This window comes from Paludibaculum fermentans (genome assembly GCF_051172195.1).
GTDB lineage: Bacteria > Acidobacteriota > Terriglobia > Bryobacterales > Bryobacteraceae > Paludibaculum > Paludibaculum fermentans_A.
Window position 1 is genome coordinate 4,152,033 of record NZ_JBPJAQ010000001.1, and the last position, 26,888, is coordinate 4,178,920.

The window sequence follows — 26,888 nt, forward strand, 5'->3', positions numbered from 1 at the left end:
CACTTCATGGAGACTCTCGGCGCATTCGCCATTCTGCTGGCCTTCTGTCTCGCCATCTACGCCTTTTCCGCCTCGCTGGTCGGATCGATCCGCAAACGGGCGTTTCTTGTTGTTAGTGGTGAGCGCGCCGTGTACGCCGTGTGGATCCTGATGACCACGGCGGCCGGTATCCTGGTTTACTCCCTGATGACCAGCGATTTCCGCCTGGCCTACGTTGCCGCGCGGTCGAACCGGGCGATGCCGATGGTGTATAAGTTCGCGGCGTGGTGGGGCGGTCAGGAAGGCTCGCTGCTGCTGTGGTCGTGGCTGCTGTCCACGTTCTCGGTGATGGTGCTCTGGACCAATCGCCGCAAATTCCGCGACATGATGCCCTATGTCATCGCGGTGCTGAGCTTCACGCAGATCTTCTTCTGCACCCTGAACGCCTTTATCGAGCCGCCCTTCCAGGTGCTGGCCGTGGGCAGGGGCGTGCAGGCCGTCGCGGACGGCAATGGACTGAATCCGCTTCTGCAGCATCCGGCGATGGCGATTCACCCGCCGATGCTCTATCTGGGTTACGTCGGCTTCATTGTTCCCTTTGCTTTTGCATTCGCCTCTCTGGTGACCAAACAACCGGGTGAGGCGTGGATCGCCACGACGCGCCGGTGGTCGCTGATCACCTGGGCGTTCCAATCGACAGGCATCCTGCTGGGCGCCGGCTGGGCGTACGCGGTGCTGGGTTGGGGTGGCTACTGGGGATGGGATCCGGTGGAAAACGCTTCGCTGCTGCCCTGGATCACGGCCACTGCCTTCCTGCACTCAGTGATGATGCAGGAGAAGAAGGGCATGATGAAGGTCTGGAACATGGTGCTGATCTCGGGCACCTTTTTCCTATGCATCTTCGGCACGTTCCTGACACGGTCGGGGGTAGTTTCCAGCGTGCACGCCTTTGCGCAGAGCTCCCTGGGCTCGTGGTTCCTTGGGTTCCTTGCGATCGCCGTGGGCGTCACGACGTTCATGATCATCAAGCGGTTGGACTATTTGAAGTCCGAAGCGCACCTCGAGAGCGTCCTGAGCCGTGAATCCAGTTTCCTCTTCAACAACCTGATCCTGCTGGCCTCTAGTTTCGCCGTCCTGTGGGGTACCTTGTTCCCGGTGTTGACCGAAGCCGTGATGGGCGAGAAGATCACCGTTGGCGCGCCGTTCTTCAACAAGGTGAACATTCCAATTGGCCTGTTCCTGCTGTTGCTGACGGGCGTGGGTCCGCTGATCGCCTGGCGGCGCAGTTCGTGGGATAGCCTGAAGCGGGCCTTCCGCTGGCCTACCGTTTTCTTCCTCGTCACCGTTCTGGGGCTGGTGGCCTCAGGCATTCATCACATGTATGCGCTGATCAGTTTTGGATTGTGCGCCTTCGTCACGACGACGATTGTGATGGAGTTTTTCAAAGGGTCGCGGGCCATCGCCATCAAGAACCAGATGAACTTTCTGCGGGCGATGATCGAGCTGACGCACCGCAATACGCGGCGCTACGGCGGGTACCTGGTGCACATGGGCATCGTGATCATGTTCATCGGTTTCACCGGCGCGGCCTTCAACAAGGACACGACGAAGGAAGTGAAGATCGGCGAGCACATCCAGCTTGGGAATTATGACCTGCAGGTGAAGCAGGTGTTGGATGGCGACAACCCGAATTACTCCTGGCAGCGGGCGGTGATCGCGGTGTCGAAGGGTGGCGATTCGCTGGGCGACCTGACGCCGGAGCGCAGGGTTTATGTTTCGAGCCAGCAGCCGACGTCGCAGGTCTCGATCCGGCGCCGGTTGAACGAGGACCTCTATTTGAATTTCGCGAGCATGAGCCAGACCGACCCGACGGCAGCGATCATCCAGGTGTACATCTTCCCCCTGGTGAGCTGCATCTGGGTAGGCTTCTACGTGCTGTTGTTTGGCACGCTGATTTGCCTGGTTCCGAGCAAGGTGAAGTACTCCTACGCTCGCACGGAAGTGGTTGGTGTTTATGCAAAACAAGCTCAACCTACGAAGTAAGATCGTTCTTGGGCTGGCGTTGAGCGCCGCGCTCGTGCAGGGCACTGTGCCCCTGACGAACGAGCGTGTGCGCCGGTTGGGTGATCAGATGCAGTGCAAGTGCGGGTGTTATGCCAGCATCACGGGCTGCAACATGATCAACTGCCATTTTTCCGATCCCGTCCGGACGCAGTTGCTGAAGCTGGTGGATGAAGGCAAGAGTGACGACGCCATCATCGCCGACATGGTCGCGGCCTATGGCAAGGACATCCTGCTGAAGCCGCCGGCTGAGGGCTTCTACCTGTTGAGCTGGCTGATGCCCTTTGTGTGGATCAGCGGCGGACTGGGCGCCATCTATCTTGTTCTTCGCAGTTATCTCAAAAAGCGCCCGGTTGCCGAGGGTCCCGGGCAGATCGTTGTAGAGTCGGCTGACCTGGCCCGCTATCGCGATCGCATTGACAAGGATCTCTCGGACTTGGAATAAAGTGGTCCACGGCTCATGATTTTCGCCGCCTCTATCCTGCTTACAGTGGGTGTTCTCGCTTTCGTATTGTTCGTCCGGCCTCAAGACCTGCCCGAACCCGAAGCCGCCTCGCCCATCCAACACCTGGAGGATCGCAAGGCTGTCATTTATGACAATCTACGCGATCTCAACTTCGAATACCGGCTCGGCAAGCTCTCCGAGGCGGACTACCAGAAAACCAAGCTGACCCTGCAGAACGAACTCGCCGCTGTGCTGGCCGAGATCGACCGCGTCCTGAAGGGCGTGAAGCCTGCTCCTCCGGCCGCCAAGCCGGCCAAGGCCGCTCCGCCGGCGCAGAGCGCAAAGGCTGAACAACCGGCCCAGGCTGACGCCGCGAAAGCCGAGGCCGCAGAACCGCTGCTGTGCCCGCACTGCGGTGCGAAGTTTGATAAGCCGATGAAGTTCTGCGGCGAATGCGGCAAGTCGATGTCGGGAGCCGCTGAATGAAATCCGTACTGCTCTTTCTCACTGCCCTTCCGCTGCTGGCCGCCATCGACGGAACTGTCGTCAACAAGACCACCGGGCAACCGCAACCGGGCGTCACCGTGAGTCTCACTAAATTGGGCCAGAACGGCATGGAGCCCGCAGGTTCCGCCAAATCCGGGCCGGATGGCAAGTTCTCGATCGACGCTCCAGCTGCATCCGTCCACTTGCTGCAGGCGATGTATCAGGGTGTTGCGTACAACATGCAGTTGCAGCCGAACGCGCCCACCACCGGCTTGCAGGTGCAGGTGTTCGATGCCCTGCCGAAGCTGAGTGCGATCGACATGTCGCAGCACATGATCCTGGTGGAGTCGGACGGGAAGGAACTGGTCGTCAACGAGACGGTCATCTTCCAGAACGACAGCCAGACAACGTGGTATGACCCCAAGGCGGGTACGCTGCATTTTACGGCGCCGCCGGAAGCGGGCAATGACGTGAAGGCGCGGGTGATCGCGCCGGGCGGCATGCCGGTGGAACGCGATCCGAAGCCGCTGGGCGGCAAGGGTGAGTACGCCATCGATTTCCCCGTGAAGCCGGGCGAGACCCGCTTCGATATCAGCTATAAGCTGGCGGTGAAGGATCCGATGGTGTTGAGCGGCCGGATCCTGCACGATCCCGGCCCGGTGCGGTTGATTGCGCCGAAGGGGATCACGGTGGAAGGCAGCGGCCTCACCTCCCTGGGCAATGAACCCCGCAGCGGCGCGGCGATCTTCGACATCAAGGGCAACACGTATTCGGTCAAGATCAGCGGGGCGGGTACGCTGCGTTCCTCCGAGGCCGATGCGCAAGGTGCTGGAACGGCTCCTGAGGCGACCGACCGGGAAGAGGACGGCCCGCGCATCCAACAGATCATGCCTCCTGGTTATGAACGTGAGTGGAAGTGGGCGCTGGGGCTGATCCTGGCCATTCTTGCTTTGAGTTTTGCAGCCCAGTATATGAAATCGGCACCCTCCTCTTCCGCCGGGGGCAAGCCCAAGGCATGAAGGCGCTGGCCGTCGAGGGACTCTGGAAATTCTACGGGGACTACGCGGCCCTTCGTGAAGTCGCCTTCGATATCGAGCCGGGGCAATGTGTAGCCCTGTTGGGCAGGAACGGGGCCGGCAAAACGACGCTGATCCGCATCCTGGCCGGGCTGTCCCGTCCCTCCCGCGGTGTCGTGAAGGTGTTCGATACCGATTTTCAGAACCGGTCCACCCGGAACCGCATTGGTATTCTTGGCCACGGAATCGCCATCTACGACGAGCTTTCGGCCTATGAGAATCTGCGGCTGTTCGCCTCCCTGTACGGGTTGGAAAAGCCCGATTTCGCCGCCAATCACTGGCTGGAACGTACCGGTCTGGACCGCGTGAAGGACAGCCTGGTGCGCGAATTCTCGCGCGGTATGCGCCAGCGTCTGGCGGTGGCCCGGGCGTTTCTGCACAACCCGCAAATGCTGCTGCTGGACGAGCCTTTCACGGCGCTGGACGACCGGGCGATCGCGCTGCTGCAGAATCTGCTGCGCGATGCGCTGAAGGAAGGGCGGACCGTACTCATGTCCACCCACCAACTGCGCGAAGCGCTGGAACTGGCCAGCCATGTGGTGCTGATCAATCGTGGAAAGCTGGCCCATCGCGGACTGCGCACACAGGAGATGCTGGACGATCCTGGCTATCTCTACCGCACGTACGGAGAGGCGTAATGTTGTTCCTGCGCCAGGTCTTTACTATCACTGCAAAGGATCTGCGGAGTGAGTTGCGCACCAAGGAGGCATTGAACGCCTCGCTCGCCTTCGCGTTGGTGATCCTGCTGTTGTTCAGCTTCGCGTTTGATGCCAATCCGGAGATGATGCGCGAGATCTCGGGCGGCCTGCTGTGGCTGGTGTTCGCCTTCGCCGGCGCACTCATCCTGAACCGCAGTTTCGCGCGGGAACTGGTGAATGACTGCCTGGATGCCCTGATCTCTTCGCCGGTGCCCGGCGCGGCATTGTTTCTCGGGAAAGTGCTGGCAAACTACGTGCTGCTGCTGGGCATCGAAGTGGTTTGCCTGCCCATCTTCGGCGTCTTCTATAACGTGCGCTGGGCGCAGCAGCCGCTGTGGCTGGCCCTCGTTTTGATCCTGGCCACATGGGGTGTCTGCGTGGTCGGTACCATCTTCTCCGCATTGACGGTGAACCTGCGGCTGCGTGAGTTGATGCTGCCGATGCTGGTGTACCCCATGCTGATCCCCTGCCTGATGGCGGCCATGATGCTGACCACCCCTCTGCTCGCGGGACAACCCATTCAGGGCGATATGTTCGCCTGGCTGCGTCTGCTCGTCGGCTTCGATATCATCTTTACTTCGCTGGCGGTTGTGCTCATCGACACCGTCCTGATTGGATAGCAGGAGAGCCATGAGAGAAAAGACTCTGTACGGCCTGGGCGCACTGGCTATTGCCTTGCTTACCCACAATATCTGGAAGATGCTGGTCAATCTCCCGGATGAGGCGTTTCAGGGCGCCATCTTCCGCATCATCTTTTTCCACGTCCCTGCCGCGTTCACGTGCTTCGTGTGCTTCCTCGCCTCGCTGATTGCAGGGATTTCTTACCTGAAGACGAGGGATCTCAAATGGGATGCGCTGGGTGTCTCCACCACCGAGGTCGGCCTGGCCTTTGGGGCCGCCAATCTGCTCACCGGCATGATCTGGGCGCGCATCATCTGGGGCATCTGGTGGACTTGGGACTGGCGTCTCACTTCCATGCTGATTTGCTGGCTGCTGTACGGCGGCTACCTGGTGCTGCGGCGCGCCATTGAGGAGCCCACGGAACGGGCCCGCCTGTCAGCCGTGATGTCCATTCTCAGCTTCTCCGTTGTGCCGTTCGTCTTCTTCTCCATCAAGTGGTTCCGCACGCAGCATCCGCAACCCGTGCTGTATGGGGACGGGAAGATGGACTCGGGCTACCGGGCCATGCTGTACGGCAACTGGGTTCCGATTTTGATGGTCGCCTTTGTGCTGGTCGCCGTCCGCATGATGCAGGAGCGGCGGCAGCGCGAGGTGGATGCGTTGCGCCGGTCCGCGCACGCTTTCTAGGAGATTAGCTCACCATGAACGACGCCGCTGCTCGCAATTTTGAATACCTTGCCTACGGGCTTATTACCGCTTGGCTCGTCCTGGTGGTCTATGTGCTGACTCTCGTCAGCCGCGAAGGCCGAATTCGCCGCCAGATGGAGAGCCTACAGCGAATGCTCGAGGACAAGGAGAAACATTAACCAAATGAATCGCCGCAGCCTGCTCCAATTGGTAGGCGCGGGGGCCCTGTCAGCCCGCGAGATGGCCGCGCAGGAATCTGTTGCGCGCGCCACGCGGGCCACGCCCTCGCCCAAAATTAAGGATGTCCAGGTCATCGCCACCGCTCCGGTGGGCTTGCGCCTGGTCGTCGTGAAGGTTATTACCGACCAGGACGGCTTGTATGGCTATGGCTGCGGGACGTATACCCAGCGGGCAGACCTGGTGGTCAGCGCCGTCGAGCGCTATCTGAAGCCGTTTCTCATCGGCCAGAAGGCCGATCGTATTGACGATCTCTGGCAGGCAATGTACAACTCCAGCTACTGGCGCAATGGCCCGGTGCTGAACAATGCCATTAGCGGTGTGGACCAGGCACTGTGGGACATCAAGGGTCGTCAGGCCGGGATGCCTGTCTACCAGTTACTGGGCGGCAAGTGCCGCGAAGCCGTGGACTGTTACGGGCACGCCTCGGGCGCCGACTTCCCGCAACTGGTCGCCAACGCAAAGAAGTTCATGGAACGCGGCTTCCGCCACATCCGCGTACAGATTGGCGTACCCGGGCAGGCCGGATATGGCTCTGGCGGGAGCGAAGTGAAGGTGGAGAAACTCCACGACAAGCCGGTCTTCGAGCCCGAGGATTACATCCGGCGCGCGCTGAAGATGTTTGAATACTGCCGTAAGGAACTGGGCGACGAGATCGAACTGCTGCACGATGTGCACGAGCGCATTTCGCCCATCCAGGCTGTCCGGCTCGCCAAGGAAGTGGAAAAGTTCCGGCTGTTCTTCCTGGAGGACGCATTGTCGCCGGAAGACATCGCGTGGTTCCGCCAGATCCGCCAGCAGTGCTCGACGCCTTTGGCCATGGGCGAACTCTTCAACAGCCCGCACGAATGGACGCCGCTGATTGCGGAGCGGCTGATCGACTTCATCCGTATCCACGTCACGCAGGCCGGCGGGCTGACCCCCTGCCGGAAGATCGCAGCCATGGGCGAGATGATGGGCGTCAAGACGGCCTGGCACGGTCCGGGCGACGTTTCTCCCATCGGTCACGCGGCGAACATCACGCTCGACCTGGTCTGCCAGAACTTCGGCATTCAGGAGAGCTATGAGTTCCCCGAACGCGTGAAGGAAGTGTTCTCCGGCTGTCCGGAGATCCGCAATGGCTACTACTACATCACCGAGGCGCCTGGTTGGGGCATCGAAGTGAACGAAGCCGCGGCCAAGAAGTATCCTTTTGGCTCGGGCGAACGCGGCGACCGCCAGAAGATGAACGGCGGTTGGGGCGAAGTAAGGCGCCGCGACGGAACAGTTATCAAACAGTAAAGAATTCTTGGAAAGCTGGGGATCCGTGGCGCTATCCTGTCCTCAATAGAGGAGGCCTGCCATGCAACCTGGGATTGCCATGGATCCCGCCCCCAATCCGGGGCTCATATTCGAGAACCTGAATGCGCACCAGCGGTCGGCCGCGCTGCGCACCGCCATTGAGATTGACCTGTTCCGCGCCGTCGGCCAAGGTCCGGCTGATGCGCTCACGCTGGCGGGCCGCTGCTCGGCATCGCCGCGCGGCACCCGTATCCTCTGCGACTTCCTGGTCGTCATGGGTCTGTTGCAGAAGGAAGACGGGATTTACACCCACACGCCCACCAGCGCGCTCTTCCTCGACCCCAACTCGCCGGCGTCGCTGCACTCCACCGCCCGCTTCCTGGGGCTCTCTGAGATGAAGAAGTCCTACGACAGCCTGACCGAAATTGTCCGAACCGGGCGAACCACCCTGCCCGGCGAAGGCAGCGTGGAACCGGACAACCCCATCTGGGTGGAGTTCGCGCACAGCATGGCGCCGATGATGGCTCCGCTGGCCGGCCCGCTGGGCACCGTGGTGCTCAACGGACGCACCGGTCCGCTACGGATCCTGGACATCGCGGCCGGACACGGGCTCTTTGGAATTGAGATCGCAAAGCAGCATCCCGAGGCGCATATAGTTGCTTGCGATTGGCCCAAGGTGCTGGATGTCGCCGAAGATAACGCCCGGAAGGCAGGCGTGGGCGACCGGTTCAGCCGGTTGCCGGGCAGCGCTTTCGATGTCGACTTCGGCGGTCCTTATGACGCGATTCTGCTAACGAACTTCCTGCATCACTTCGACATCCCAACGTGCACTGACCTGCTGAAGAAGGTTCGGGCCGCGCTCAAGCCGGGTGGTCTCTCGGCGACTCTGGAGTTCGTGCCCAACGAGGATCGTGTCACTCCGCCGATGCCCGCCGCATTCAGCATGGTCATGCTTGTCTCGACACCCGGTGGCGATGCCTATACTTTCAGCGAGTATCAGGCAATGCACCGCGAAGCGGGCTTCGTCCAGATCGAGGCGCATCCGGTGCCGCATTCTCCGCACACGGTAGTCACTGGTATCGCACGATAGGCGATACAATCGCCGCATGCGCCGGCGAGAATTCCTCATGGGGGCCATGCTGGGTCCATCGACACCATCGGTCCCCAACAGCATCCTGATTCACGAACACGTTCTGGTGGATTTCATCGGGGCGGAGAAGGCATCTCCCTCTCGATACGACGCGGAGGAAGTGTTCCGCATCGCCAGGCCGAAGTTGGAAGAGTTGAAGTCGTTCGGGTGCGTGCGGCTGCACGAATGCACCCCCAACTACCTGGGGCGCGACGCCCGGCTCTGCGCACGTCTCCAGGAGGCGGCCGGCATTGAGATCTGGACCAATACTGGAATCTACGGCGCGGCCAACCGGTCAGCAGTGCCCGAGTTTGCCAGGCAGGAGTCCGCGCGCGACCTGGCGAAACGCTATGTCTCGGAGTGGAAGAACGGGATTGGAGGGCTCAAGCCGCGGTTCATCAAAACGGCGGTGAACGGGTTTCCATTGGAACCGCTCGACCGGAAACTAGTGGAGGCGGCCGCCATGGCGTCGCTGGAGACCGGGTTGCCGATCGCTTCCCATACGAACGGCGGCGGACCGGCCGCCGAGGCGCAACTGGAGATACTGGCCGGCCTGCATTGCCCGGCGGCCAAGTTCATCTGGGTGCATGCCCACAGCGAGAAGGACCACAAGTTTCACGAATCGGTTGCCCGTACGGGGGCCTGGGTGGAGTTCGACGGCATCAGTGAATCGTCGGCGGAATGGCATCGTGAATGCGTTGAATGGATGCAGGGCCGCGGCGCGCTGACGCAGGTTCTCATTTCGCAGGATGCCGGCTGGTACCACGTCGGGGAGAAGGGCGGCGGCACTTACCGCGGGTACACCTACCTCTACAGCGGGTTTCTGCCGTTGATTCCAGCTTCCTATTGGGGCCGGCTGCTGGTGGACAATCCCCGCCGCGCCTTCGCCTGAGCCGCCCACCGTCACTTCGCAAGAACGGTCAAGACACCGTTCCCGGAAAGCCGTATGTTGTGTTCATGGCCAAACCGAATTACTCCAAGAAACCTACTTTGGTCGAGATTCCCGCCACGCACTATCTCTCTATCGAGGGTCACGGGCAACCCGGCGGACCTGAGTTCCAGGACGCGATCGGAGCGCTGTACCCGATGGCTTACACGATCAAGATGACGCGCAAGTTCAGCGGCCGGGCGTCGTTTCCCGTTGCCCCCCTGGAAGGGGTGTATTCCACGATCACAGACTGGCAACTGCAACTGCCGGTACCGTCCGTGATCCGCATGGACGAAGTGCGGGAGACCGCCGTGAAGCTCATAGAGAAGGGCAAGACCGAGTCGGTGCAGCGCATCGAACTGGTCACGCGGAAAGAAGGCCGCTGCCTGCAGGCGTTACACGTCGGACCGTACGACCAGGTGGCCGAGACCATCGCTATTCTGAAGCAGTTCGCCGATGAGAATGGATTGGAACTGGTGGGCCCGCACCATGAGATCTACCTCTCCGATCCGCGGCGCACAGCGCCAGAGCGGCTGAAGACCGTGGTTCGCTACCCGGTGAGGAAGGCGGTCGCACCGGGCCGGCCGTCATGAACTATCAGCAGCGGATTCTGCGCGTGATGAGGTACGTCGAAGATCACCTCGACGAAGAACTCTCGCTCGACCACCTGGCCGGTGTGGCCTGCTTCTCGCCCTTCCATTTTCACCGGATCTTCCGCGGGATGACCGGAGAACCTGTGAAAGAGTACGTGCGACGGCTGCGGATGGAGCGCGCGGCTGACAGGCTGCAGCGTGGCGCGGGGCCGATCATCGACATTGCGCTGGAGGCAGGCTATGAGAGCCATGAAGGCTTCACGCGCGCCTTTCATGCCCGATATGGCGAGTCGCCGGCGGAGTTTCGCGAGGCCCAGACGGTGCACGTCTTGCGCATGCCTCTGCGCTGGGCTGTGGCCGCGCGCCATACCGGACCGTATGCGGAAGTGGGTGAGGCCTGGCAGCGCCTGTTTGCGCTGGCGGGTCCGGCCCGGCTGCTGGGCCCCGGGCTCGAATATTTCGGCATCGTGCACGACGATCCGGAGGCGACTGAGCCGTCCGCGCAGCGATATGACGCGGCGCTGAAAGTGAAGCCGGGCACTGTGCCGCCCAGCGGCCTGGAACTGGTGGAATTGCCGGAGCGCGAATTTGCTGTGATGCGGCATAGCGGCCCCTACCATCAGTTGGGGCTCACGTACGCCAGGCTGTGCGGAGAATGGCTGCCTCAAAGCGGCCGCGAAGCGGCGTGGACCGCGTCTATTGAGTACTACCGCAATGACCCGCGCAGTACGCCGCCAGAGCGGTTGATCACCGACATTTATCTGCCCCTCGAGTAGACCGGAGGCCCCTCGCGATGGACCTGGTCGAATTGCGTGTAAGCTGATTCTGGAGGCGCCAGCTTATGTCAGGCAAACCATCCGGAACACGCATTTCCCGCAGGACTCTTCTCAGCGATGCGGGCAAGACCGCCGTGGCGGGGGCGGTCCTCGCCCCGGTTCTGAATTCAGCAATTGTCTCCTGCGCTTCAGCCGCCGACGCGCCGCCCTTGAACATCGAAGCTGGCCTGGACCGGGTGGTAATTCTGCCGGGTAAGACCTATTTGCGCGGCTGGGCCGGCTACGGTGCGGTGCCGCATCCCGGCCGGCCGGTGCGCCGTGGAGCGCCGCCGCCGCCGCCTGCGCCTGTCGGGCCGGCCGTGACGCTTGCCTGGAGTAAGCAGTCGGGTCCCGGGACCGTCGCGTTTGCCGATGCGAAGGCGCCCATCACAACGGCTACCTTCACGGCGCCCGGCGCCTACGTCCTGAAACTGACGGCCGCCAACGGCCAGGCCCAGTCCGCGTCCACATTGCAGGTGCTGGTGGAAACGCCCCCGCCCACGCAGCAACTCGGCGCGGTGTACACACGCAATTTCAAGATCTCGAGTCCGTTGTGGAATGCGCGCGCGAAAGCGCTGATCGTGAACTGGATTCCTCACTGCATCGATCAGATCAACCGCACCGATATCCAGGTTGGTCCCGGTGGCATCGACAACTTTGTTGAGGCAGGGAAGGCGCTGCGGGGTGAGCCGCACGGCCTCCACAAAGGCTACGTGTTTTCCAACGCCTGGGTCCATCAGACAGTGGAGGCGATGAGCATCGCTCTGATGGTGGATGCGCAAGGCGATCCCGAGATTGTTGCGGCGCATAAAAAGATGCGCGCCACGCTGGACGATTGGATTCCCAAAATCCTCGCGGCGCAGGAGCCGGACGGCTACTTGCAGACCGCGTTCACGCTGTCGAGGGAAAGCCGGAACGGGAAGGTGATCGACACCACGGGGTTCAAGCACTGGGACCCGGCGCACCGCGGCGACCACGAAGGCTATGTCGCGGGCTACTTCCTGGAGTCGGCCATCAATCACTACCTGATGACCGAGCGGAAAGATGCGCGCTTGTACAATGCCGCCAGGAAGCTGGCCGATTGCTGGTACAACAACCTGGGTCCTGCGCCGAAGAAACCCTGGTTTGACGGACATCAGCAGATCGAACAGGGGCTGGTGCGCTTCGGGCGCTTCGTGAACGACATGGAAGGTGGCGGCCAGGGCGACCACTACATTCAACTGGCGAAGATCCTGCTGGATTCTCGTTATACGACGGCCACCGGTCCACGCGAACAGCTGGAATATGACCAGAGCCATCTGCCGGTGACCCAGCAATACGAGGCGGTGGGTCACGCCGTGCGCGCCGCTTATACGTATTCAGGAATGGCGGACGTGGCCGTGGAAACGCACGATCCGGACTATCAGAGCGCGGTGAAGTCGCTGTGGCACAATCTGGTGCACCGCAAATACTACCTGACTGGCGGGATCGGCAGCGGCGAGACGGACGAGGGGTTCGGGCCCAATTACTCCCTGAGGAATCGCGGGTATTGCGAGGCCTGTTCCAGTTGCGGCGCAATCTTCTTCCACTGGAAGATGCATCTGGCGTATCACGAAGCGAAGTACGTCGACCTCTATGAGGACACCCTCTATAACGCACTTCTGGGTTCAGTCGATCTGTCGGGCAAATACTTCTACTACGACAACCCGCTAGACGAAGTAGTGCCCAGATACGAGTGGCACGTCTGCCCGTGCTGCGTCGGAAACATCCCTCGTACACTGTTGATGCTGCCCACGTGGACCTACTCCAGGACACCGGATTCGGTCTATGTGAACCTGTTCGTGGGCAGTTCCATCGTGTTGGAGAAAGTCGCCGGCACTGATGTGGAGATGGTGCAGGAGACCAACTACCCGTGGAACGGCAAAGTGGCCATCACGGTGAATCCCAAGGCATCGAAGCAGTTCAGTGTACGCATCCGGATGCCTGATCGCGGAGTGAGCCAACTCTACAAACCTTCACCGGATTCGAACGGGATCACCTCAATCCTGGTAAATGGAAAAGCGGTGAAGACGGCGGCGGAGAAGGGCTATGCGGTGATCGCCCGCACCTGGAAGGCGGGCGACAAGATTGAATTCGAGGTGCCACTGAAGCCCCAGCGTGTAAAGGGTGTCGAGCAAATCGAGGCGACACGGGGTAAGGTCGCGCTGCGCTATGGCCCGCTGATCTACAACATCGAGCGCAACGAGCAGGACATCACCAAACGGTTGGCCCCGGCCTCGCCGGTTACGGCGGAGTGGAAGGGTGACCTGTTGGGCGGAATCATCGTCTTGAATGGCAAGTTCGCGGATGGCAGTCCCATGCTGGCGATCCCGAACTTCGTCCGGAAGAACCGCGAGCCCGGGCTGCCCCTGCCGCCCGAGGAGCCCGGTCCCGATGCTACCGGTCGCCGCCCCGAGGAGCCCGCGCCTACCTCGATCGTGTGGATCAGGGAAGCTTCCGGCAAAGCCTGAGATTGCCGGGATCCGCCTGCCCGATGAGAGGCTTCGAGAATCCGGCTGCGCGCGATCTCAGCGCCCGACCGCGCTCACAGTCGCCTCCCGGATGAGCCGGTCCGCATCTTCCTGCAGCAGGAAACGATCGCGGACCAGTTGGACGGCGGCTGTACGCACCCGCTCGACAAACGAGTCGTGGGTGGGATAGCGCTCTTCCAGCGAGGGGCGCGGATCCCCGGCAGCCAGCCGTTCGGCCCGGGTCGCGGCGAACGGGAGAAAGCCGCCCGCGAAGCCGCAGCCCCGGCCCTGTTGGAAGCCCCGTGCCGTGACGTTCCAGCCGAGGTAGCTTCCCAGTGGCGCCTGATGTTGCACTGACGGCACTCCGGTCATCTCGTTGCCGTCAATATCAACCTTTGGAACCAGCATTCGGATGGCCTGCTTTCTCACCGGCGGCTGCAGGGAAATCACGCCCGACAAATCGTTGTATAGGAATCCAGGGCCAAAATCGTAGTCGTAGAACGTGTTCAGTAGTTGATCTGGCAAGGGATACCCGGGTATGACGGGGAATCCCATCTCGCGGTGACCGCCGCTGACAAGTTGACCCTGTTCGATCCGTGGGTAGCGGCTGGCCGGAGGCTCGACATCCTTGGTGACCCAGGCCACCAGTGCGTCGAGCAGCGCTCGCATGGTGTCCGATTCCGGATTGGGATTGTCCGGCAGCAGGCACCGGCCGCCGCGTGCCGGGGACGCGATATTGAACCCGCCGCGGCCGCCTCCGTGCGTCGTGCCCGGAAAATAGTAGCGGCGCACCGCGGGCGGCAGCGGAATGTCCGCTACTGCATCCGTGCCTACCAGGCCAGGCGACATCTTCAGACCCCAGAACTCGGCCGAACCGAAGGTCTCAAAGATCTTCGGGCACGTGGAGGAGAGCCCGCAGCGGCGCAGCATTCCATCAGCCTTCCGGCCGCGAACAGGGTCGTTCGAATCCGCCCACCAGAGCACGGCCTCGCTGCCCGGCTCGTACATGCCGGCGGATCCGCCAGGTACCGCGAAACGAAAGTTCAGTGGTGTCTGGCGCGCGGCGATGTGATCATCCGCGCCGTCCCACACCCTCTGCCCCTGCTCATCCTGGTTGAAGCCGAGATGGACAAACGACTTCACAAAATTGCCAGACTGCGAGATGCCGAGGGCGACCACGTGTTTAATCTGTCCAGAGAGCGGATTGGCCGCGCCAACTCCATCCTTTGCCTCGCGACGGAAGAAGGATACTGTGTCGCGAGTGGCTGCAAAGCCGATGCCCAGCACCAGAGGGTCCTTCGCGGTGTAAGTGAGTTCGTAAAGAAAGCCGGGTTCAAACCCTTTCTTCAGGCAGATGTGTCCGGGGTCGGGCAAACCAGGAAATGCCCGTGTGGTGCAGTCCGCGAAAGCCCAGTCGCCGGGAGCGAGCGGGAGGATGGCGCCCTCTTCCGACGCGCGCTTCGTGAGCGTTGCTTTCGTGGTGTCAAGACTGGCTGCAAGATAAGGGCGTCGGGGCAGCAGGGCCGTCACCGGCATGGACGTTGTGCCCGGCGGCAGATCACTGAATCGCACGAGCACGGGGCCAGTGATGCTCGAGCCATCGGGGTTTCTCGCCACTGGTGCGAGCAGGCTTTGCACGCCGGGGCTTGGCAGCACGTCTCCCTGCCAGCCGCTGCTGAGAATGGCATGCCCACGTCGAAAGAGAAAGCCGTCTCCCGGCTCGCCGCCTTGGATCGCACCCAACAGCAGGCGGCTCCCGCGATTAGGGACGTCGTAGATGAGTACGCCGCTCGCCTTACTTGTGTCCATTGGCTTCAACAATGTGAAGGTCGCCGAATACTCGACCATCCCGCGGGCATTGCGGGGCGCGAATTGGATGTCGGTGATGATGGAATTCCTGGGATCGGCGGGGTCCAGTTCGCCGAAGACCTGGCCCGAAAGCCGCTCATATGCCCCGGCGCCAAAGTCCTTGCCCGCGAACGCCGGCGATTCTTTCTGCTCGATCACGATTCGAACGATCCTTGCGGTAGCTCTGGGGCTAAGCGCCATCAGCAGCGTGGCTGCGGAGAGCGCCGTGACAAGAGACTGGAGCCGTGAGCTGAGGGAACGAATCATTTCCGCACAGTATCGCAGCGGTGCTGATGAGGCAATTGAATAATTCAGATCGCAGTAATAATGTACCCTGATTGCCATGACGAATCTGAATCTCCGGCACTTTGAGGCTTTCGCCGCCATCGCGACCGCGGGCAACTTCACCCGGGCGGCTCAGGCGCTGCATGTTTCTCAGCCCGCTCTGACTGTACAGATTCGCCAGTTGGAGGAGACCATTGGGGTTCGCCTGCTGGATCGCAATACGCGCTCAGTGAAGCTAACCCGCATCGGGCAGCAGCTCTCGCCGGTGATTCAGCGCCTGTTGCGCGAGATCGATTCCGTCATTCTCAACGCGCGCGAGCTGGCCACCGGCGATCGAGGCACGGTCAGCGTCGCCGGCCTTCCTTCCGTCTGTTCCACCATCCTGCCCCGGATCATCGCCGAGTTTCGCCAACAGCAGCCGGGCATCACTGTCTCGCTCCGCGACGCTGTCGCGCAGGTGGTGCTGGCGCAGGTCAAGAACGAAGAAGTGGACCTGGGGATCGGCAGCTTCGCAGATGCGGATCCAGCCATCCAGGTGGTTCCCCTCTTCAATGACAAGATGCGAGTGGTCTTCCCCCCGGGTTCGCCGTTGGCCGCTCGGCGGTCCATCCAACTAAAGCAGCTGATCACGGCGCCGATGATCCTGATGAGCCAGCAGAGCAGTGTACGCATTCTGGTGGACCGTGCCTTCCAGTCAATCGGTCACTTTCCAGTACCAGCCTACGAAGCTTCGTATATGTCCACGGCAATCGGTATGGTGAGAGCCGGCTTGGGCATCACCTTCCTGCCGACCTCCGCGTTTGAACCATCGGAACTGGGCGGCTTGGGTTCACGCATTCTGCAGGAACCCGGGTTGACACGGCGCATCGTCGCCATCCGGAAATCGGGCCGCACCTTGTCACCTGCGGCTACGGGTTTCCTGAAAGCCCTTGTCGCTGGCTGCAGTACTTCCCGGCCCGCGTCTCGAGCTCGCCGCACCGTCGCCTCATAGTTCATAACCAAATCAGATTACTGGGATAGGAATAATTCAATTGTTCCGGGATCCGGCCCGCACTATGGTGGAGCTTATGTGTTTTCTATGCGGCCGCCACGCCGGGTACGAACAATGAGCGCACCGCGTGTGATCCGCATAGCCAACGCCCAGGGATTCTGGGGCGACTCGCTGGAGGCTCCTCTGCTGCAGATGAGGCAAGGGGCGATCGATTACCTGACCCTCGACTATCTGGCGGAAGTGACAATGTCGATCCTCCAGAAGCAGCGTGCTCGAGATCCCAAGGCAGGATATGCCCGTGACTTTGTTGAAATGATCGGGCGTGGCGCGCACGAAATCGTGCAGCGCGGCATCAAGGTGGTGGCCAATGCCGGCGGGGTCCATCCGCTAGCCTGTGCGGAAGCCACCGCCTTGGCGCTCGGCCGGGCCGGGATTTCGAGCAGTGTGAAGATCGGCGTGGTCCTCGGCGACGATATCCTGCCCAGGTTGGACCAACTGTTGGAGCGCGGCGTCCCCCTCGCCCATCTGGATACCGGCGAGCCCCTGGCCGCTGTCCGCCCGCGTGTGCAAAGCGCGAATGTCTACCTGGGCGCCGCCCCTATCGCCAAGACACTCCGCCTGGGAGCCCAGATCGTCATCACGGGCCGTTGCGCGGATGCGGCGCTTACGCTGGGGCCGGCCGTTCACGAGTTCGGCTGGCGTTGGGACGACTGGCCGCGATTGGCTGCCGGAACTGTGGCCGGCCACGCGATTGAATGCGGAGCCCAATCCACCGGCGGCAACTGCCAGTTCGACTGGGAGTCCATTCCTGACTTCGAGCACATCGGTTATCCCATCGCCGAGATCGGAGAGGATGGGGCGGTCCTCATTACGAAGCACGAGGGCACTGGGGGCCGCGTGAACATACCGGGTGTCACCGAGCAGCTCCTCTATGAGATCGGCGACCCGGCTGCTTACATCACGCCTGATGTAGTCGCTGATTTCACTGCCCTCGAACTGGACCAGGAAGGTCCCGACCGCGTTAGGATCAAGGGCGCGGCCGGCCATCCGCCTACGGACTTCTACAAAGTGTCGATCAGCTACACCAGCGGTTACAGAGCCATCGGCCTGCTCGTCTACGGGTGGCCCGATGCGGCCAAAAAGGCGCGGCGCGCAGAGCAGATTCTGCGAGCCCGGCTGGAGCAGTTGGGGCTTGCCTTCGATGCCATCCACGCGGATTTCATCGGCGCCAACGCCTGTCATGGCGATGCGTTGTCCGGGCCCCCTCACCCGGATACGCCGGAAGTCGCGCTACGCATCGGTGTTCGCGGCGGCGACCGGACAGCGGTGGAGCGCTTCACCCGGGAAATCGCACCGCTGGCGCTGAACGGACCACCCGTTGTGACCTACGTGGGAGGCCGCCCGAAAGTCGAAGAAGTTGTCGCCTACTGGCCGGCACTCATCCCGAAGTCGGAAGTTTCCTGGAGTGTCGTCATGAGGGAATCCCATGCCTAGGGTTCGACTGCTGGAGTTGGCCCACGCCCGGTCAGGCGACAAGGGCGATTGCACAAACATTGGCCTCATCGCGTTGAGGCCGGAGCTCTATCCTCTTCTCGCCGCTCAGGTGACGGCTGAACGGGTGAAGCAGCATTTCCGGGAACTCTGCCGCGGCAGTGTGGAGCGCTACGAGTTACCCAGGTTGCGGGCACTGAACTTTGTGCTGCGTGAGTCGCTGGATGGCGGTGGCACTGTCTCGCTGCGCACCGACGCGCAGGGTAAGACGTATAGTGCCGCGCTCCTGCGGATGGAAATCGATGTTCCGTAACTAGGAGTCCGCCTTGCACTATGCCCGATAATCCGGCTACCGTCTCCCCCGCCGCGCTGCACGGCATCCGCGTGCTCGACTTCTCCCACGCTCTCGCGGGGCCGTATTGCACGCTTCTGCTGGCCGATTTTGGCGCAGAGGTCTTCAAGCTGGAAAGCCCGTCCGGTGGGGACATGGGCCGCGGCTGGGGCCCGCCCTTCGCCGGCAACGACTCTTCTTTCTTCTTTGGCCTGAACCGTGGCAAACGCGGCATCTCCATCGATCTCAAGCGCCCCGAAGGCCTCGACCTATGCCTGCGGCTGATCGACAGGATGGATGTGCTCATTGAGAACTTCCGGCCAGGCACAATGGATCGGCTCGGACTCGGTTACGCGGCCGTTGCTCTTCGCAATCCCCGCCTCGTCTACTGCTCGATCTCCGGCTACGGCCAGGCCGGCCCGTCCCGCGACGAGGCGGCCATGGACCTGATCGTCGAGTGCTCCAGCGGCTTCATGAGTATCACAGGCACAGAAGAGGGAGAGCAGGTGCGCAGCGGCTATGCCGTAGCCGACATCAACGCGGGGCTCTTCTCCGTGATTGGCATCCTGATGGCTCTCCGCGCCAGGGAGCAGACCGGTCAGGGCCAATATGTCGATGTGTCCATGCTCGACGCAATGATCTCGGCGATGAGTTCCAACTACATGTCGTTCCTGGGCTCGGGGCGGATACCCTCGCCGCTCGGCAGCGGGTTCCCCACGGTGGTCCCTTACCGCGTATTCCAGGCTCGGGATCGCGCCTTCTCCATCGCGGTCGGCAGCCCGAAACTGTGGGTTGCGTTCTGCCAGGTCATCGGGCGGGAGGATCTCGCCTGTCATCCCGATTACTCATCGAACGCCCGGCGCGTCGAGAACCGGCATGCCCTGGAAGCCACCCTGGCCGCCATCTTCCGCGAGCAGGACACCACGCACTGGATTCCCCTGATGCACTCAGTGGGTATCCCCTGTTCGCCAGTTCGCAATTTCCAGGAAGTGGTCCACGATCCCCAGACTGCCCTCCGGGCGATGTTTCCCGTCATCCAATGTCCAACCGCTGGACCCCAGAAGGTGACGGGGCCGGCCGTGAAGCTGTCGGCGACACCAGCGCGCGTAGGCGAGCCCGCTCCAGGCCTGGGCGAACACTCGGCGGCTGTTCTGTCGGAGGTGCTTGGCCTGTCTGCTGACGAGATCGAGGCCCTCTCCACCGGAGGCATCATCTGGCCCTCTAGTCACATGGGGACGCAGGAAGCGGGCGATTGATGCTCGCTCTGGCCGGACTTCTGACCATCCTTGTTTTGCTGGCGGTTATCCTCAGCAAGCGTCTCTCCCCGCTGGTCGCCTTGATTCTGGTACCAGTGGGCGCTTCGCTGCTCTGTGGGTTTGGATGGCAGACCGGCTCCTTCGTTCTGAAAGGTATTCAGAATGTCGCACCCGTGGCAGGCATGTTCCTGTTCGCGATCCTATATTTCGGGATTATGACCGATGCCGGGATGATCGATCCGGTCATCGACCGCATCCTTCAGGTGGTCGGCAACCGGCCCGCGTTCATCGTGCCGGGAACCGCGCTGCTGGCCCTGCTCGTTCATCTCGATGGGTCGGGTGCGGTTACCTTTCTGGTCACCATCCCGGTGATGCTCCCGCTGTACAAACGCGTGGGCATCGACCCGCGCATTCTCGCCTGTTCTGCCTCACTGGCAGCCGGCGTGAACTTCCTGCCCTGGACCGGCCCCACCCTGCGTGCCTCCGCCGCATTGCATATTCCCGTCACGGATCTTTTCAACCCCCTCCTCCCCGCCCAGGCCGTCGGTCTCATCTACGTCTTCGCCGTTGCATGGATTCTCGGGGTCAGGGAGGAGCGCCGTCTCCGCATCGACCCGCAGGTGGCCGGAGTTCTGGTCCTCAGGCGGGAAGTCACTCCGGAACAGCAGGCTCTGCGGCGGCCCCGGCTCGTATGGCTCAATGCCGGTCTGACTCTGACGTTGATTGGGATCATGATCAGCGGAGCCCTGCCGCCGGTGGTTGTATTCATGCTCGGCACGGGCCTGGCCCTGGCCCTCAATTATCCGGGCATCGAGGCGCAGCGCGTCCGCATTGAGGCGCACGCCAAAACCGCTTTCATGATGGCCGGGATTCTGTTCGCGGCCGGGGCATTTACAGGCATCCTGAAGGAATCCGGCATGCTTGCAGGAATGGCGGCGTTCTCCGTGCGGCTGATGCCCTCCGGAATGGCTCGCCACATCCCCGTTGTTCTCGGTCTCCTCTCCATGCCGTTGAGTCTGCTCTTCGACCCGGATTCGTTCTACTTCGGCGTAATGCCCGTAATTGCGGATGCAGGAAGAATGCTGGGGGTTGCGCCCGCACAGGTGGCACAAGCCGCACTTCTGGGCCAGATGACAACCGGCTTTCCCGTCAGTCCTCTCACACCGGCCACCTTTCTGATCGTCGGGTTGTCCGGGATCGACCTGGCCGAGCATCAGCGTTTCACGGCGCCGCTGCTCTTCGGCGCATCCGTGCTGATGACTCTTGCGTGCGTCGCATTCGGAGTCTTTCCCTTGTGAGCCGCGCGATGCCAAAGACAGATTATTTTTCCCTGGTTATTGCTGTTATTCGATTGATTCAATTGCCTGACCATTGGGCGAAGAGTATTATCGGAACGCGCATGCGCGCCCAGTCCGGCCCAGCCGCTGGAATCGACCGGCTCAATGTAGATCTGGAGCAGTGAAATGAAGTACTTCATCGCAGGAATCGCCCTGTCGGCAGCATGCCTCGCCGGTACGGCGCAGGCGCAACCCGCTGGCTCGGCCGCCCTCAAAACCAAGGTGGATGCTCTCCTCGGGCGCATGACGCTGGAAGAGAAGGTCGGTCAACTCGCCCAGATCGGGGGCGTTGCCTTCATACCCGGTTCTCCCAATCCGGAGGATGCGATTCGCAAGGGCCAGGCTGGCTCCATTCTTTGGATCTCCAAGCCCGCGGACATCAACAGGTTGCAGAAGGTTGCAATGGAAGAGACCCGCCTGCGGATTCCGCTGATCTTCGGGCTCGACGTCATCCATGGCTTCAAAACTGTATTCCCGATGCCCCTTGCCTTGGCCGCTTCCTGGGATGGATCGCTGATTCAGCGTGTTCATGGAGTCGCGGCCAGGGAAGCGCGAGCCGCGGGGATTACCTGGACCTTCGCGCCCATGCTGGACATCGCGCGCGATCCGCGTTGGGGCCGCATGATCGAAGGTGCCGGCGAGGACCCGTTCCTGGGGGCCATGGTGGCGCGCGCCCAGGTCCGAGGCTTTCAGGGTGATGACCTCAGCAGCCCCGATCATATCCTGGCCTGCGCAAAGCACTTCGCAGGCTACGGAGCGGCCGATGGCGGCCGTGACTACGACTCGTCGTACATCTCCGATTCCGAGTTGTGGAACGTCTACTTCCCGCCATTCCGCGCGGCTCTGGATGCGGGTGTATCCACCTTCATGAGCGCCTACATGGATCTGAACGATGTGCCGGCGACGGGCAATTCCTTTTTGCTGCAGGATGTGTTGCGGAAGACCTGGAAGTTCCAGGGCTTCGTCGTCAGCGATGCTAACTCGATCGGCGATCTCGTAACCCATGGGTTCGCCCGCGACCGCAGCGACGCGGCCTTCCGCGCGTTCACCGCCGGAGTCGACATGGATATGGCCAGCGGCACCTATAACGAAAACCTGCTCACGCTGATCAAGGCAGGCCGCATTACGGAAGCGCAGGTCGATTCGGCTGTGCGGCCAATCCTGGCAGCGAAGTTCCAACTGGGTCTGTTTGAACATCCCTACGTGGATGAGGCCCGGTCAAAGACGATCATCGGTGCTCCGGAGTACCTGCCGCTCGCGAGAGAGGCCGCACAACGCACCGCGGTGCTGCTGCGTAATGAAGGCGGTTTGTTGCCCCTCGCCAAGGGTTCCGGCAAGACCATCGCCGTCATTGGCCCTCTGGCCGACTCCAGGCGCGACATGCTCACCATGTGGAGTGGCTTTGACGTGGATACCAGCACCACCGTGACCGTGCTGCAAGGCATCCGCAACAAACTCGGCGCCAATGCCCGGGTCGAGCACGCGGCTGGTGTCCAAATCGCCAAGCAGTACCGTTCGATGTTTGAGGACCTGCTTGGGATGAAGAAGGTTGACCCCTGGACCGAAGCGCAGGCAGGACAGGAATTTTCCAAGGCCGTTGATCTGGCCAGGAGATCGGACCTGGTCGTACTCGTGCTGGGCGAAGCAGCCTTGATGAGCGGGGAACTCGCATCGCAGGCGTCGCTCGATCTGCCCGGTAAGCAGCAGGAACTCATGGAGGCCATCGCCGCGACAGGTAAGCCGGTGGCGCTGGTCCTGATCAATGGACGCCCGCTGAACATCACCTGGGCATCGAGCCATATTCCAGCGATTCTCGAGGCCTGGCACCCGGGCAATGAGGGTGGAAACGGCATTGCCGACCTGCTCTTTGGCGACGCCAATCCTGGTGGCAAGCTGCCAATCACCTGGCCCCGCAATGTGGGCCAACTGCCGCTCTATTACGCGCACAACCTCACCCATCAGCCGGAAAACGCCCGGGGCTTCACATCCCGCTACTGGGACCAGTCCGGTGCGCCTTTGTATCCCTTCGGCCACGGACTGAGCTACGCGAAATTCGCCGTATCGAATCTGAAGGTGGCGAAAAGTCCGGTCAAAGCGGGTTCCCCGGTCGAGATCTCCGCGGAGATCGAGAACTCGGGCTCCGTGGCCGGGACTGAGGTGGTCCAGTTGTATATTCATCAGCGGGCCGGCGGCGCCTCACGGCCCGTGCGTGAGTTAAAGGGCTTCGAAAAGGTGGCACTGAAGGCTGGCGAAAAGAAGACCGTACGGTTCTCTCTCGGGAAGTCCGAACTCAGTTACTGGAGTTCCGCCTCCAAAGACTGGGTGCTCGACGCCGAGAGCTTCGATGTCTGGGTGGGTCAGGATGCCTCTGCTGCATTGCATGCGGAGTTCAGCATTCAGCCGTAAGTGTGCGGCCAATACGTTCCTCGAAAGGTAATCCGAGCATGCGATCTCTCCTGGTGTTCTTCCTGCTGTCAACGGCAGCGGCCTCTGCCGCCTCCGATGAAGTGAAAGTCGATACGGGCCGCCTGAAGGGCGTGGTCAAAGAGGGAGTGGCCTCCTTCAAGGGCATCCCGTTTGCAGCGCCTCCCGTCGGGGATCTGCGCTGGCGCGCTCCGCAGCCGGCGAAGCCCTGGACCGGAGTCAGGCCCGCCGCCGAATACGGCGCCGACTGCATGCAGAAGCCGTTTCCCGGAGACGCCGCTCCGCTGGGCGTGACTCCCGCCGAGGACTGCCTGTATGTCAACGTCTGGCGTCCGGAAAAGCCCGCCGCCAAAAAGCTACCGGTCATGGTTTGGATCTATGGCGGCGGCTTCGTCAATGGCGGCAGTTCGCCCGCCGTCTACGACGGCTCGCAGTTCGCGAAGCAGGGCATCCTCTTCATTAGTTTCAACTACCGCCTGGGCCGGTTCGGCTTCTTCGCCCACCCGGCGCTGAGCAAAGCGCATCCTTCCGAGCCGCTGGGGAACTACGGCTACATGGATCAGATCGCTGCCCTTCAGTGGGTGCGCCGCAATGCGGCTGCCTTCGGTGGTGATCCGGGCAACGTCACGCTATTTGGCGAGTCAGCCGGCGGCGGTTCCGTGCTCACCATGATGACGTCGCCTCTCGCGGCCGGCCTCATTCACAAGGCCGTCATCGAATCGGGCGGAGGCCGCTCGTCCCTGATGGGCGACCGCTTTGTCGATCGCCCGGGCCCCACCGGTATGCCCTCTGGTGAATCGGTCGGCCTTGCGTTCGCCAAGAGCGCGGGCATCGAAGGCAGCGATGCAGCCGCCTTGGCCGCGCTGAGGAAACTGCCCGCCGAGGCGATCGTCGCCGGCCTGAACATGGCATCCATGGGCACTCCGACCTATGCGGGCCCCATGATCGACGGAAAGCTGGTAGTAGAGTCGCCCGGCGCGGCCTACGAGGCCGGTCGTGGTGCGAAGATCGCGATCATGGCCGGCGCCAACAGCGCCGACATCGGCTTCCCCCGCGGCCGCACTATGGAAGCGCTCCTGGCTCCCTTTGGGGCCGATAGCGCGAAAGCCAAGGCGGCTTACGATCCCGATGGCACGGGCAAAGTCATGGACGTCGGCGTCTCGATCGCAGCCGACCAGATGATGGTGGAACCCGCCCGCTACACCGTGCGATCGCTTGTCAAGGCAGGTCAGAAGGCCTATGAGTTTCGCTTCTCCTACGTTGCGGAATCCATGCGCGGCCAATGGAAGCGCGGTGCGCCGCACGCAACCGAGATTCCCTATGTCTTCGACACAGTCGCGGCCCGCTACGGCAAAGACCTGACCGCCGCCGATCAGGCTATCGCCCGTGCAGCCAATGCCTATTGGGCCAACTTTGCCAAGACGGGGAATCCCAACGGCGCCGGCCTGCCGGAATGGCCAGCCTACCAGCCGGAATCCGACAAGCTGCTGGATTTCGCCACCGGTGGGCCCGTTGCCATGCCGGATCCGCTGAAAGCGCGGCTGGATCTCGTCGAGCGTCTTTCCCAACCGAAGAAGTAGCCGTCCGGACACGCATGCTTACACCCCGGCTGGCAATACTGGTCCGGGGTGTATGGTAATTGCGGACTTGGAGACGATAATGTACGAATTAGTCAGTCATAGGGGCGGCCGTCGCTGGCCTCATGTGGCATCCGCCGCGCTGATACTGGCCGCCCTGGCACAGCCTCTGCCCGCCGCCGAACCCATCACTCTCGCGCCGGCGCGCTTTCAGCGAATCGGGGCGGTCGACGAGCGCTTCCAGTCGTTCAATGTGGAGATGGTGGAGGTGACCGGCGGCCGCTTCTGGGCGCCCTACCGGAAGCAGGCCGGTACTGCGGCGGAAACCCCCGCGGCCACACCTTCGGTGCCAGGGCTCGATCCAACTGCGTTCCGCATGCGGCAACCCCTCGACCTGTCCAACCCCAGGCTGCGCAAGCTGGCGGCGGCACTCGGCCCATCCTACGTGCGAGTCAGCGGAACCTGGGCCAATTCGACATACTTCCACGATGCGGATACCCCGGCCCCCGCAACGCCGCCGGCCGGCTTCGGCGGAATTCTCACCCGCGGCCAATGGCGAGCCGTCGTCGACTTTGCGAAATCATCGGACGCCCGGATCATTACCTCATTCGCGGTCAGCGACGGTGTCCGCGACAGCCAAGGCGTCTGGACCTCTGGTCAGGCGTCAGAATTCGCGGCCTTCACCAAGGCGGCCGGAGGTACCATCGCCGCGGCGGAACTCTTCAACGAACCCAATTTCGCGGCCATCGGCGGCGCTCCCAAGGGCTATGACGCGGCGGCTTACGGCCGCGACTTCGCCGCCTTCAAGCGATTCGCGAAACAGTCGCTCCCCGGGATGCTCATCCTCGGGCCTGGCTCCGTGGGGGAAGGGGCTCTCGTCGCGACCGGCTTCTCCGGCCTCAGCACCAGAGACATTCTCCAGGCCTCGGGCCGCGGAGTGGATGCCTTCTCCTATCACTTCTACGGTGGTGTCTCAAAGCGCTGCTCATCCATGAAAGGCGCGCCCCAGACTAGTCCGGAAGTCGCGCTTTCGCAGGAGTGGCTTGCCCTCACGGACCGTGAGGCAGCCTTCTATACAAAGCTTCGCGATCAGTTCGAGCCCGGCAAACCGCTGTGGCTCACGGAGACCGGCGAGACCGCTTGCGGGGGGAACCCCTGGGCCGCCAGTTTCCTGGATACCTTCCGCTACCTGAATCAGTTGGGGAGCCTCGCCAAACGAGGTGTGCAGGTCGTGGCCCACAATACTCTGTCCGCCAGCGACTATGCCCTCATCGACGAAGAGACGCTCACCCCGCGGCCTAGCTATTGGGGCGCGCTCCTCTGGCGCAAGCTCATGGGGACCACCGTCCTGGAAACCGGCACCGCTCCTGCGTCCGATGTGCATCTCTACAGCCACTGTCTCCGCGGCCAACCGGGCGGCGTCGCGGTGCTGGCAATCAATGCGGACCGGGCCGCCGCCTTCGACTTGCTCACGCCCTTGCCATCCAGCCGCTATGAACTCACCACGGCCAATCTGATGGGCTCTACGGTCGAACTCAACGGGAAAGAGCTCAAACTCGGAACCGGTGATACCCTCCCGGAAATCGCCGGCCGGCCGTCTCCCGCCGGCAAGGTGACGCTGGCGCCGGCCAGTATCACTTTCCTGGCCTTCCCGAATGCTGGCAATGCCAGTTGCCACTAGCAGTCTGTGGCAGGAGTCCCGCAGCCCCTTGTCGCCCTTTGGGTTCGCTCCGGCGCCGGCCGTCCACTTTCAATACGGCGAATCTCCTCGGTGCGGCTCCTATATCGCTATTGAGGTCCCATTTCGTGACCGGCGGCGGTGC

General features: G+C 62.2%; 23 protein-coding genes. 22 read left to right on the top strand and 1 reads right to left on the bottom strand.

The genetic code is table 11. The annotated features are described in order from the left end of the window. Positions 1–6: 6 nt before the first annotated feature. From ACR9Y2_RS16815 to ACR9Y2_RS16880, 14 genes are all read left to right on the top strand, one after another. Entirely contained in the window at positions 7–2,022 is a 2,016-nt protein-coding gene (locus ACR9Y2_RS16815; protein ID WP_435042608.1) for a heme lyase CcmF/NrfE family subunit, read from the top strand. Then, positions 1,994–2,485 (top strand): cytochrome c-type biogenesis protein, encoded by a 492-nt coding sequence (locus ACR9Y2_RS16820; protein WP_435042609.1) that lies wholly within the window; start codon positions 1,994–1,996, stop codon positions 2,483–2,485. The genes ACR9Y2_RS16815 and ACR9Y2_RS16820 overlap by 29 nt, the downstream gene beginning before the upstream one ends. A gap of 15 nt (positions 2,486–2,500) precedes the next feature. Further along, the gene (locus ACR9Y2_RS16825) at positions 2,501–2,971 is read left to right on the top strand and encodes a zinc ribbon domain-containing protein (protein WP_435042610.1); all 471 of its coding nucleotides are present in this window, start codon (positions 2,501–2,503) and stop codon (positions 2,969–2,971) included. Further along, the gene (locus ACR9Y2_RS16830; protein WP_435042611.1) at positions 2,968–3,990 is read left to right on the top strand and encodes a hypothetical protein; all 1,023 of its coding nucleotides are present in this window, start codon (positions 2,968–2,970) and stop codon (positions 3,988–3,990) included. Before ACR9Y2_RS16825 ends, ACR9Y2_RS16830 begins: the two co-directional genes overlap by 4 nt. Then, the gene (gene ccmA, locus ACR9Y2_RS16835; protein WP_435042612.1) at positions 3,987–4,685 is read left to right on the top strand and encodes a heme ABC exporter ATP-binding protein CcmA; all 699 of its coding nucleotides are present in this window, start codon (positions 3,987–3,989) and stop codon (positions 4,683–4,685) included. The genes ACR9Y2_RS16830 and ccmA overlap by 4 nt, the downstream gene beginning before the upstream one ends. Continuing rightward, a complete protein-coding gene (locus ACR9Y2_RS16840) occupies positions 4,685–5,365 on the top strand; it encodes a heme exporter protein CcmB (RefSeq protein ID WP_435042613.1) in 681 nt (226 codons plus the stop codon). Before ccmA ends, ACR9Y2_RS16840 begins: the two co-directional genes overlap by 1 nt. A 10-nt stretch (positions 5,366–5,375) precedes the next feature. Then, complete coding sequence (locus ACR9Y2_RS16845; RefSeq protein ID WP_435042615.1) at positions 5,376–6,053, top strand: cytochrome c biogenesis protein; 678 nt, start codon at positions 5,376–5,378, stop codon at positions 6,051–6,053. 14 nt (positions 6,054–6,067) lie between these two features. Then, entirely contained in the window at positions 6,068–6,232 is a 165-nt protein-coding gene (locus ACR9Y2_RS16850) for a hypothetical protein (RefSeq protein WP_321477512.1), read from the top strand. Between the two features lie 4 nt (positions 6,233–6,236). Continuing rightward, a complete protein-coding gene (locus tag ACR9Y2_RS16855) occupies positions 6,237–7,571 on the top strand; it encodes an enolase C-terminal domain-like protein (protein WP_435042617.1) in 1,335 nt (444 codons plus the stop codon). A 61-nt stretch (positions 7,572–7,632) separates the two neighbouring features. Then, positions 7,633–8,661, top strand: coding sequence for a class I SAM-dependent methyltransferase (locus ACR9Y2_RS16860; RefSeq protein WP_435042619.1), 1,029 nt, complete (start codon positions 7,633–7,635; stop codon positions 8,659–8,661). A 16-nt stretch (positions 8,662–8,677) separates the two neighbouring features. Then, entirely contained in the window at positions 8,678–9,592 is a 915-nt protein-coding gene (locus ACR9Y2_RS16865; protein ID WP_435042620.1) for a phosphotriesterase, read from the top strand. Positions 9,593–9,657: 65 nt separating this feature from the next. Beyond that, positions 9,658–10,221, top strand: coding sequence for a GyrI-like domain-containing protein (locus tag ACR9Y2_RS16870; protein WP_435042621.1), 564 nt, complete (start codon positions 9,658–9,660; stop codon positions 10,219–10,221). Between the two features lie 26 nt (positions 10,222–10,247). Continuing rightward, positions 10,248–10,997 carry an AraC family transcriptional regulator gene (locus ACR9Y2_RS16875; protein ID WP_435042622.1) on the top strand — a complete coding sequence of 250 codons (750 nt, stop codon included), beginning with the start codon at positions 10,248–10,250 and terminating at the stop codon, positions 10,995–10,997. A gap of 65 nt (positions 10,998–11,062) precedes the next feature. Next, on the top strand, positions 11,063–13,525 hold the full coding sequence (locus tag ACR9Y2_RS16880; RefSeq protein ID WP_435042623.1) for a glycoside hydrolase family 127 protein: 2,463 nt from the start codon (positions 11,063–11,065) through the stop codon (positions 13,523–13,525). Positions 13,526–13,582: 57 nt separating this feature from the next. Here ACR9Y2_RS16880 and ACR9Y2_RS16885 read toward each other — a convergent pair whose 3' ends face one another. Continuing rightward, positions 13,583–15,532, bottom strand: coding sequence for an alpha/beta hydrolase domain-containing protein (locus ACR9Y2_RS16885; RefSeq protein WP_435042624.1), 1,950 nt, complete (start codon positions 15,530–15,532; stop codon positions 13,583–13,585). A gap of 184 nt (positions 15,533–15,716) precedes the next feature. Between ACR9Y2_RS16885 and ACR9Y2_RS16890 the strand changes: the two genes are divergently transcribed. From ACR9Y2_RS16890 to ACR9Y2_RS16925, 8 genes are all read left to right on the top strand, one after another. Beyond that, a complete protein-coding gene (locus tag ACR9Y2_RS16890) occupies positions 15,717–16,649 on the top strand; it encodes a LysR family transcriptional regulator (protein WP_435042625.1) in 933 nt (310 codons plus the stop codon). Between the two features lie 114 nt (positions 16,650–16,763). Next, positions 16,764–18,143 carry an acyclic terpene utilization AtuA family protein gene (locus ACR9Y2_RS16895; protein WP_435042626.1) on the top strand — a complete coding sequence of 460 codons (1,380 nt, stop codon included), beginning with the start codon at positions 16,764–16,766 and terminating at the stop codon, positions 18,141–18,143. Next, complete coding sequence (locus ACR9Y2_RS16900; protein ID WP_435042627.1) at positions 18,136–18,453, top strand: AtuA-related protein; 318 nt, start codon at positions 18,136–18,138, stop codon at positions 18,451–18,453. Before ACR9Y2_RS16895 ends, ACR9Y2_RS16900 begins: the two co-directional genes overlap by 8 nt. A gap of 20 nt (positions 18,454–18,473) precedes the next feature. After that, positions 18,474–19,727: a CaiB/BaiF CoA transferase family protein gene (locus tag ACR9Y2_RS16905; protein WP_435042628.1), complete on the top strand. Its 1,254-nt coding sequence runs from the start codon at positions 18,474–18,476 to the stop codon at positions 19,725–19,727. Continuing rightward, the gene (locus ACR9Y2_RS16910; protein WP_435044875.1) at positions 19,727–21,025 is read left to right on the top strand and encodes a CitMHS family transporter; all 1,299 of its coding nucleotides are present in this window, start codon (positions 19,727–19,729) and stop codon (positions 21,023–21,025) included. The genes ACR9Y2_RS16905 and ACR9Y2_RS16910 overlap by 1 nt, the downstream gene beginning before the upstream one ends. Before the next feature lie 165 nt (positions 21,026–21,190). Further along, positions 21,191–23,470 (top strand): beta-glucosidase BglX, encoded by a 2,280-nt coding sequence (gene bglX, locus ACR9Y2_RS16915; protein ID WP_435042629.1) that lies wholly within the window; start codon positions 21,191–21,193, stop codon positions 23,468–23,470. A 38-nt stretch (positions 23,471–23,508) separates the two neighbouring features. Beyond that, on the top strand, positions 23,509–25,068 hold the full coding sequence (locus ACR9Y2_RS16920) for a carboxylesterase/lipase family protein (RefSeq protein ID WP_435042630.1): 1,560 nt from the start codon (positions 23,509–23,511) through the stop codon (positions 25,066–25,068). Positions 25,069–25,147: 79 nt separating this feature from the next. Beyond that, entirely contained in the window at positions 25,148–26,746 is a 1,599-nt protein-coding gene (locus ACR9Y2_RS16925; protein WP_435042631.1) for a hypothetical protein, read from the top strand. Positions 26,747–26,888: the final 142 nt, after the last annotated feature.

Excerpts from the sequence above, each read along its gene's own strand:
- ACR9Y2_RS16815 (WP_435042608.1), top strand. The coding sequence starts at position 7 with ATGGAGACTCTCGGCGCATTCGCCATTCTGCTGGCCTTCTGTCTCGCC.
- ACR9Y2_RS16820 (WP_435042609.1), top strand. The coding sequence starts at position 1,994 with ATGCAAAACAAGCTCAACCTACGAAGTAAGATCGTTCTTGGGCTGGCG.
- ACR9Y2_RS16825 (WP_435042610.1), top strand. The coding sequence starts at position 2,501 with ATGATTTTCGCCGCCTCTATCCTGCTTACAGTGGGTGTTCTCGCTTTC.
- ACR9Y2_RS16830 (WP_435042611.1), top strand. The coding sequence starts at position 2,968 with ATGAAATCCGTACTGCTCTTTCTCACTGCCCTTCCGCTGCTGGCCGCC.
- ccmA (WP_435042612.1), top strand. The coding sequence starts at position 3,987 with ATGAAGGCGCTGGCCGTCGAGGGACTCTGGAAATTCTACGGGGACTAC.
- ACR9Y2_RS16840 (WP_435042613.1), top strand. The coding sequence starts at position 4,685 with ATGTTGTTCCTGCGCCAGGTCTTTACTATCACTGCAAAGGATCTGCGG.
- ACR9Y2_RS16845 (WP_435042615.1), top strand. The coding sequence starts at position 5,376 with ATGAGAGAAAAGACTCTGTACGGCCTGGGCGCACTGGCTATTGCCTTG.
- ACR9Y2_RS16850 (WP_321477512.1), top strand. The coding sequence starts at position 6,068 with ATGAACGACGCCGCTGCTCGCAATTTTGAATACCTTGCCTACGGGCTT.
- ACR9Y2_RS16855 (WP_435042617.1), top strand. The coding sequence starts at position 6,237 with ATGAATCGCCGCAGCCTGCTCCAATTGGTAGGCGCGGGGGCCCTGTCA.
- ACR9Y2_RS16860 (WP_435042619.1), top strand. The coding sequence starts at position 7,633 with ATGCAACCTGGGATTGCCATGGATCCCGCCCCCAATCCGGGGCTCATA.
- ACR9Y2_RS16865 (WP_435042620.1), top strand. The coding sequence starts at position 8,678 with ATGCGCCGGCGAGAATTCCTCATGGGGGCCATGCTGGGTCCATCGACA.
- ACR9Y2_RS16870 (WP_435042621.1), top strand. The coding sequence starts at position 9,658 with ATGGCCAAACCGAATTACTCCAAGAAACCTACTTTGGTCGAGATTCCC.
- ACR9Y2_RS16875 (WP_435042622.1), top strand. The coding sequence starts at position 10,248 with ATGAGGTACGTCGAAGATCACCTCGACGAAGAACTCTCGCTCGACCAC.
- ACR9Y2_RS16880 (WP_435042623.1), top strand. The coding sequence starts at position 11,063 with ATGTCAGGCAAACCATCCGGAACACGCATTTCCCGCAGGACTCTTCTC.
- ACR9Y2_RS16890 (WP_435042625.1), top strand. The coding sequence starts at position 15,717 with ATGACGAATCTGAATCTCCGGCACTTTGAGGCTTTCGCCGCCATCGCG.
- ACR9Y2_RS16895 (WP_435042626.1), top strand. The coding sequence starts at position 16,764 with ATGAGCGCACCGCGTGTGATCCGCATAGCCAACGCCCAGGGATTCTGG.
- ACR9Y2_RS16900 (WP_435042627.1), top strand. The coding sequence starts at position 18,136 with ATGCCTAGGGTTCGACTGCTGGAGTTGGCCCACGCCCGGTCAGGCGAC.
- ACR9Y2_RS16905 (WP_435042628.1), top strand. The coding sequence starts at position 18,474 with ATGCCCGATAATCCGGCTACCGTCTCCCCCGCCGCGCTGCACGGCATC.
- ACR9Y2_RS16910 (WP_435044875.1), top strand. The coding sequence starts at position 19,727 with ATGCTCGCTCTGGCCGGACTTCTGACCATCCTTGTTTTGCTGGCGGTT.
- bglX (WP_435042629.1), top strand. The coding sequence starts at position 21,191 with ATGAAGTACTTCATCGCAGGAATCGCCCTGTCGGCAGCATGCCTCGCC.
- ACR9Y2_RS16920 (WP_435042630.1), top strand. The coding sequence starts at position 23,509 with ATGCGATCTCTCCTGGTGTTCTTCCTGCTGTCAACGGCAGCGGCCTCT.
- ACR9Y2_RS16925 (WP_435042631.1), top strand. The coding sequence starts at position 25,148 with ATGTACGAATTAGTCAGTCATAGGGGCGGCCGTCGCTGGCCTCATGTG.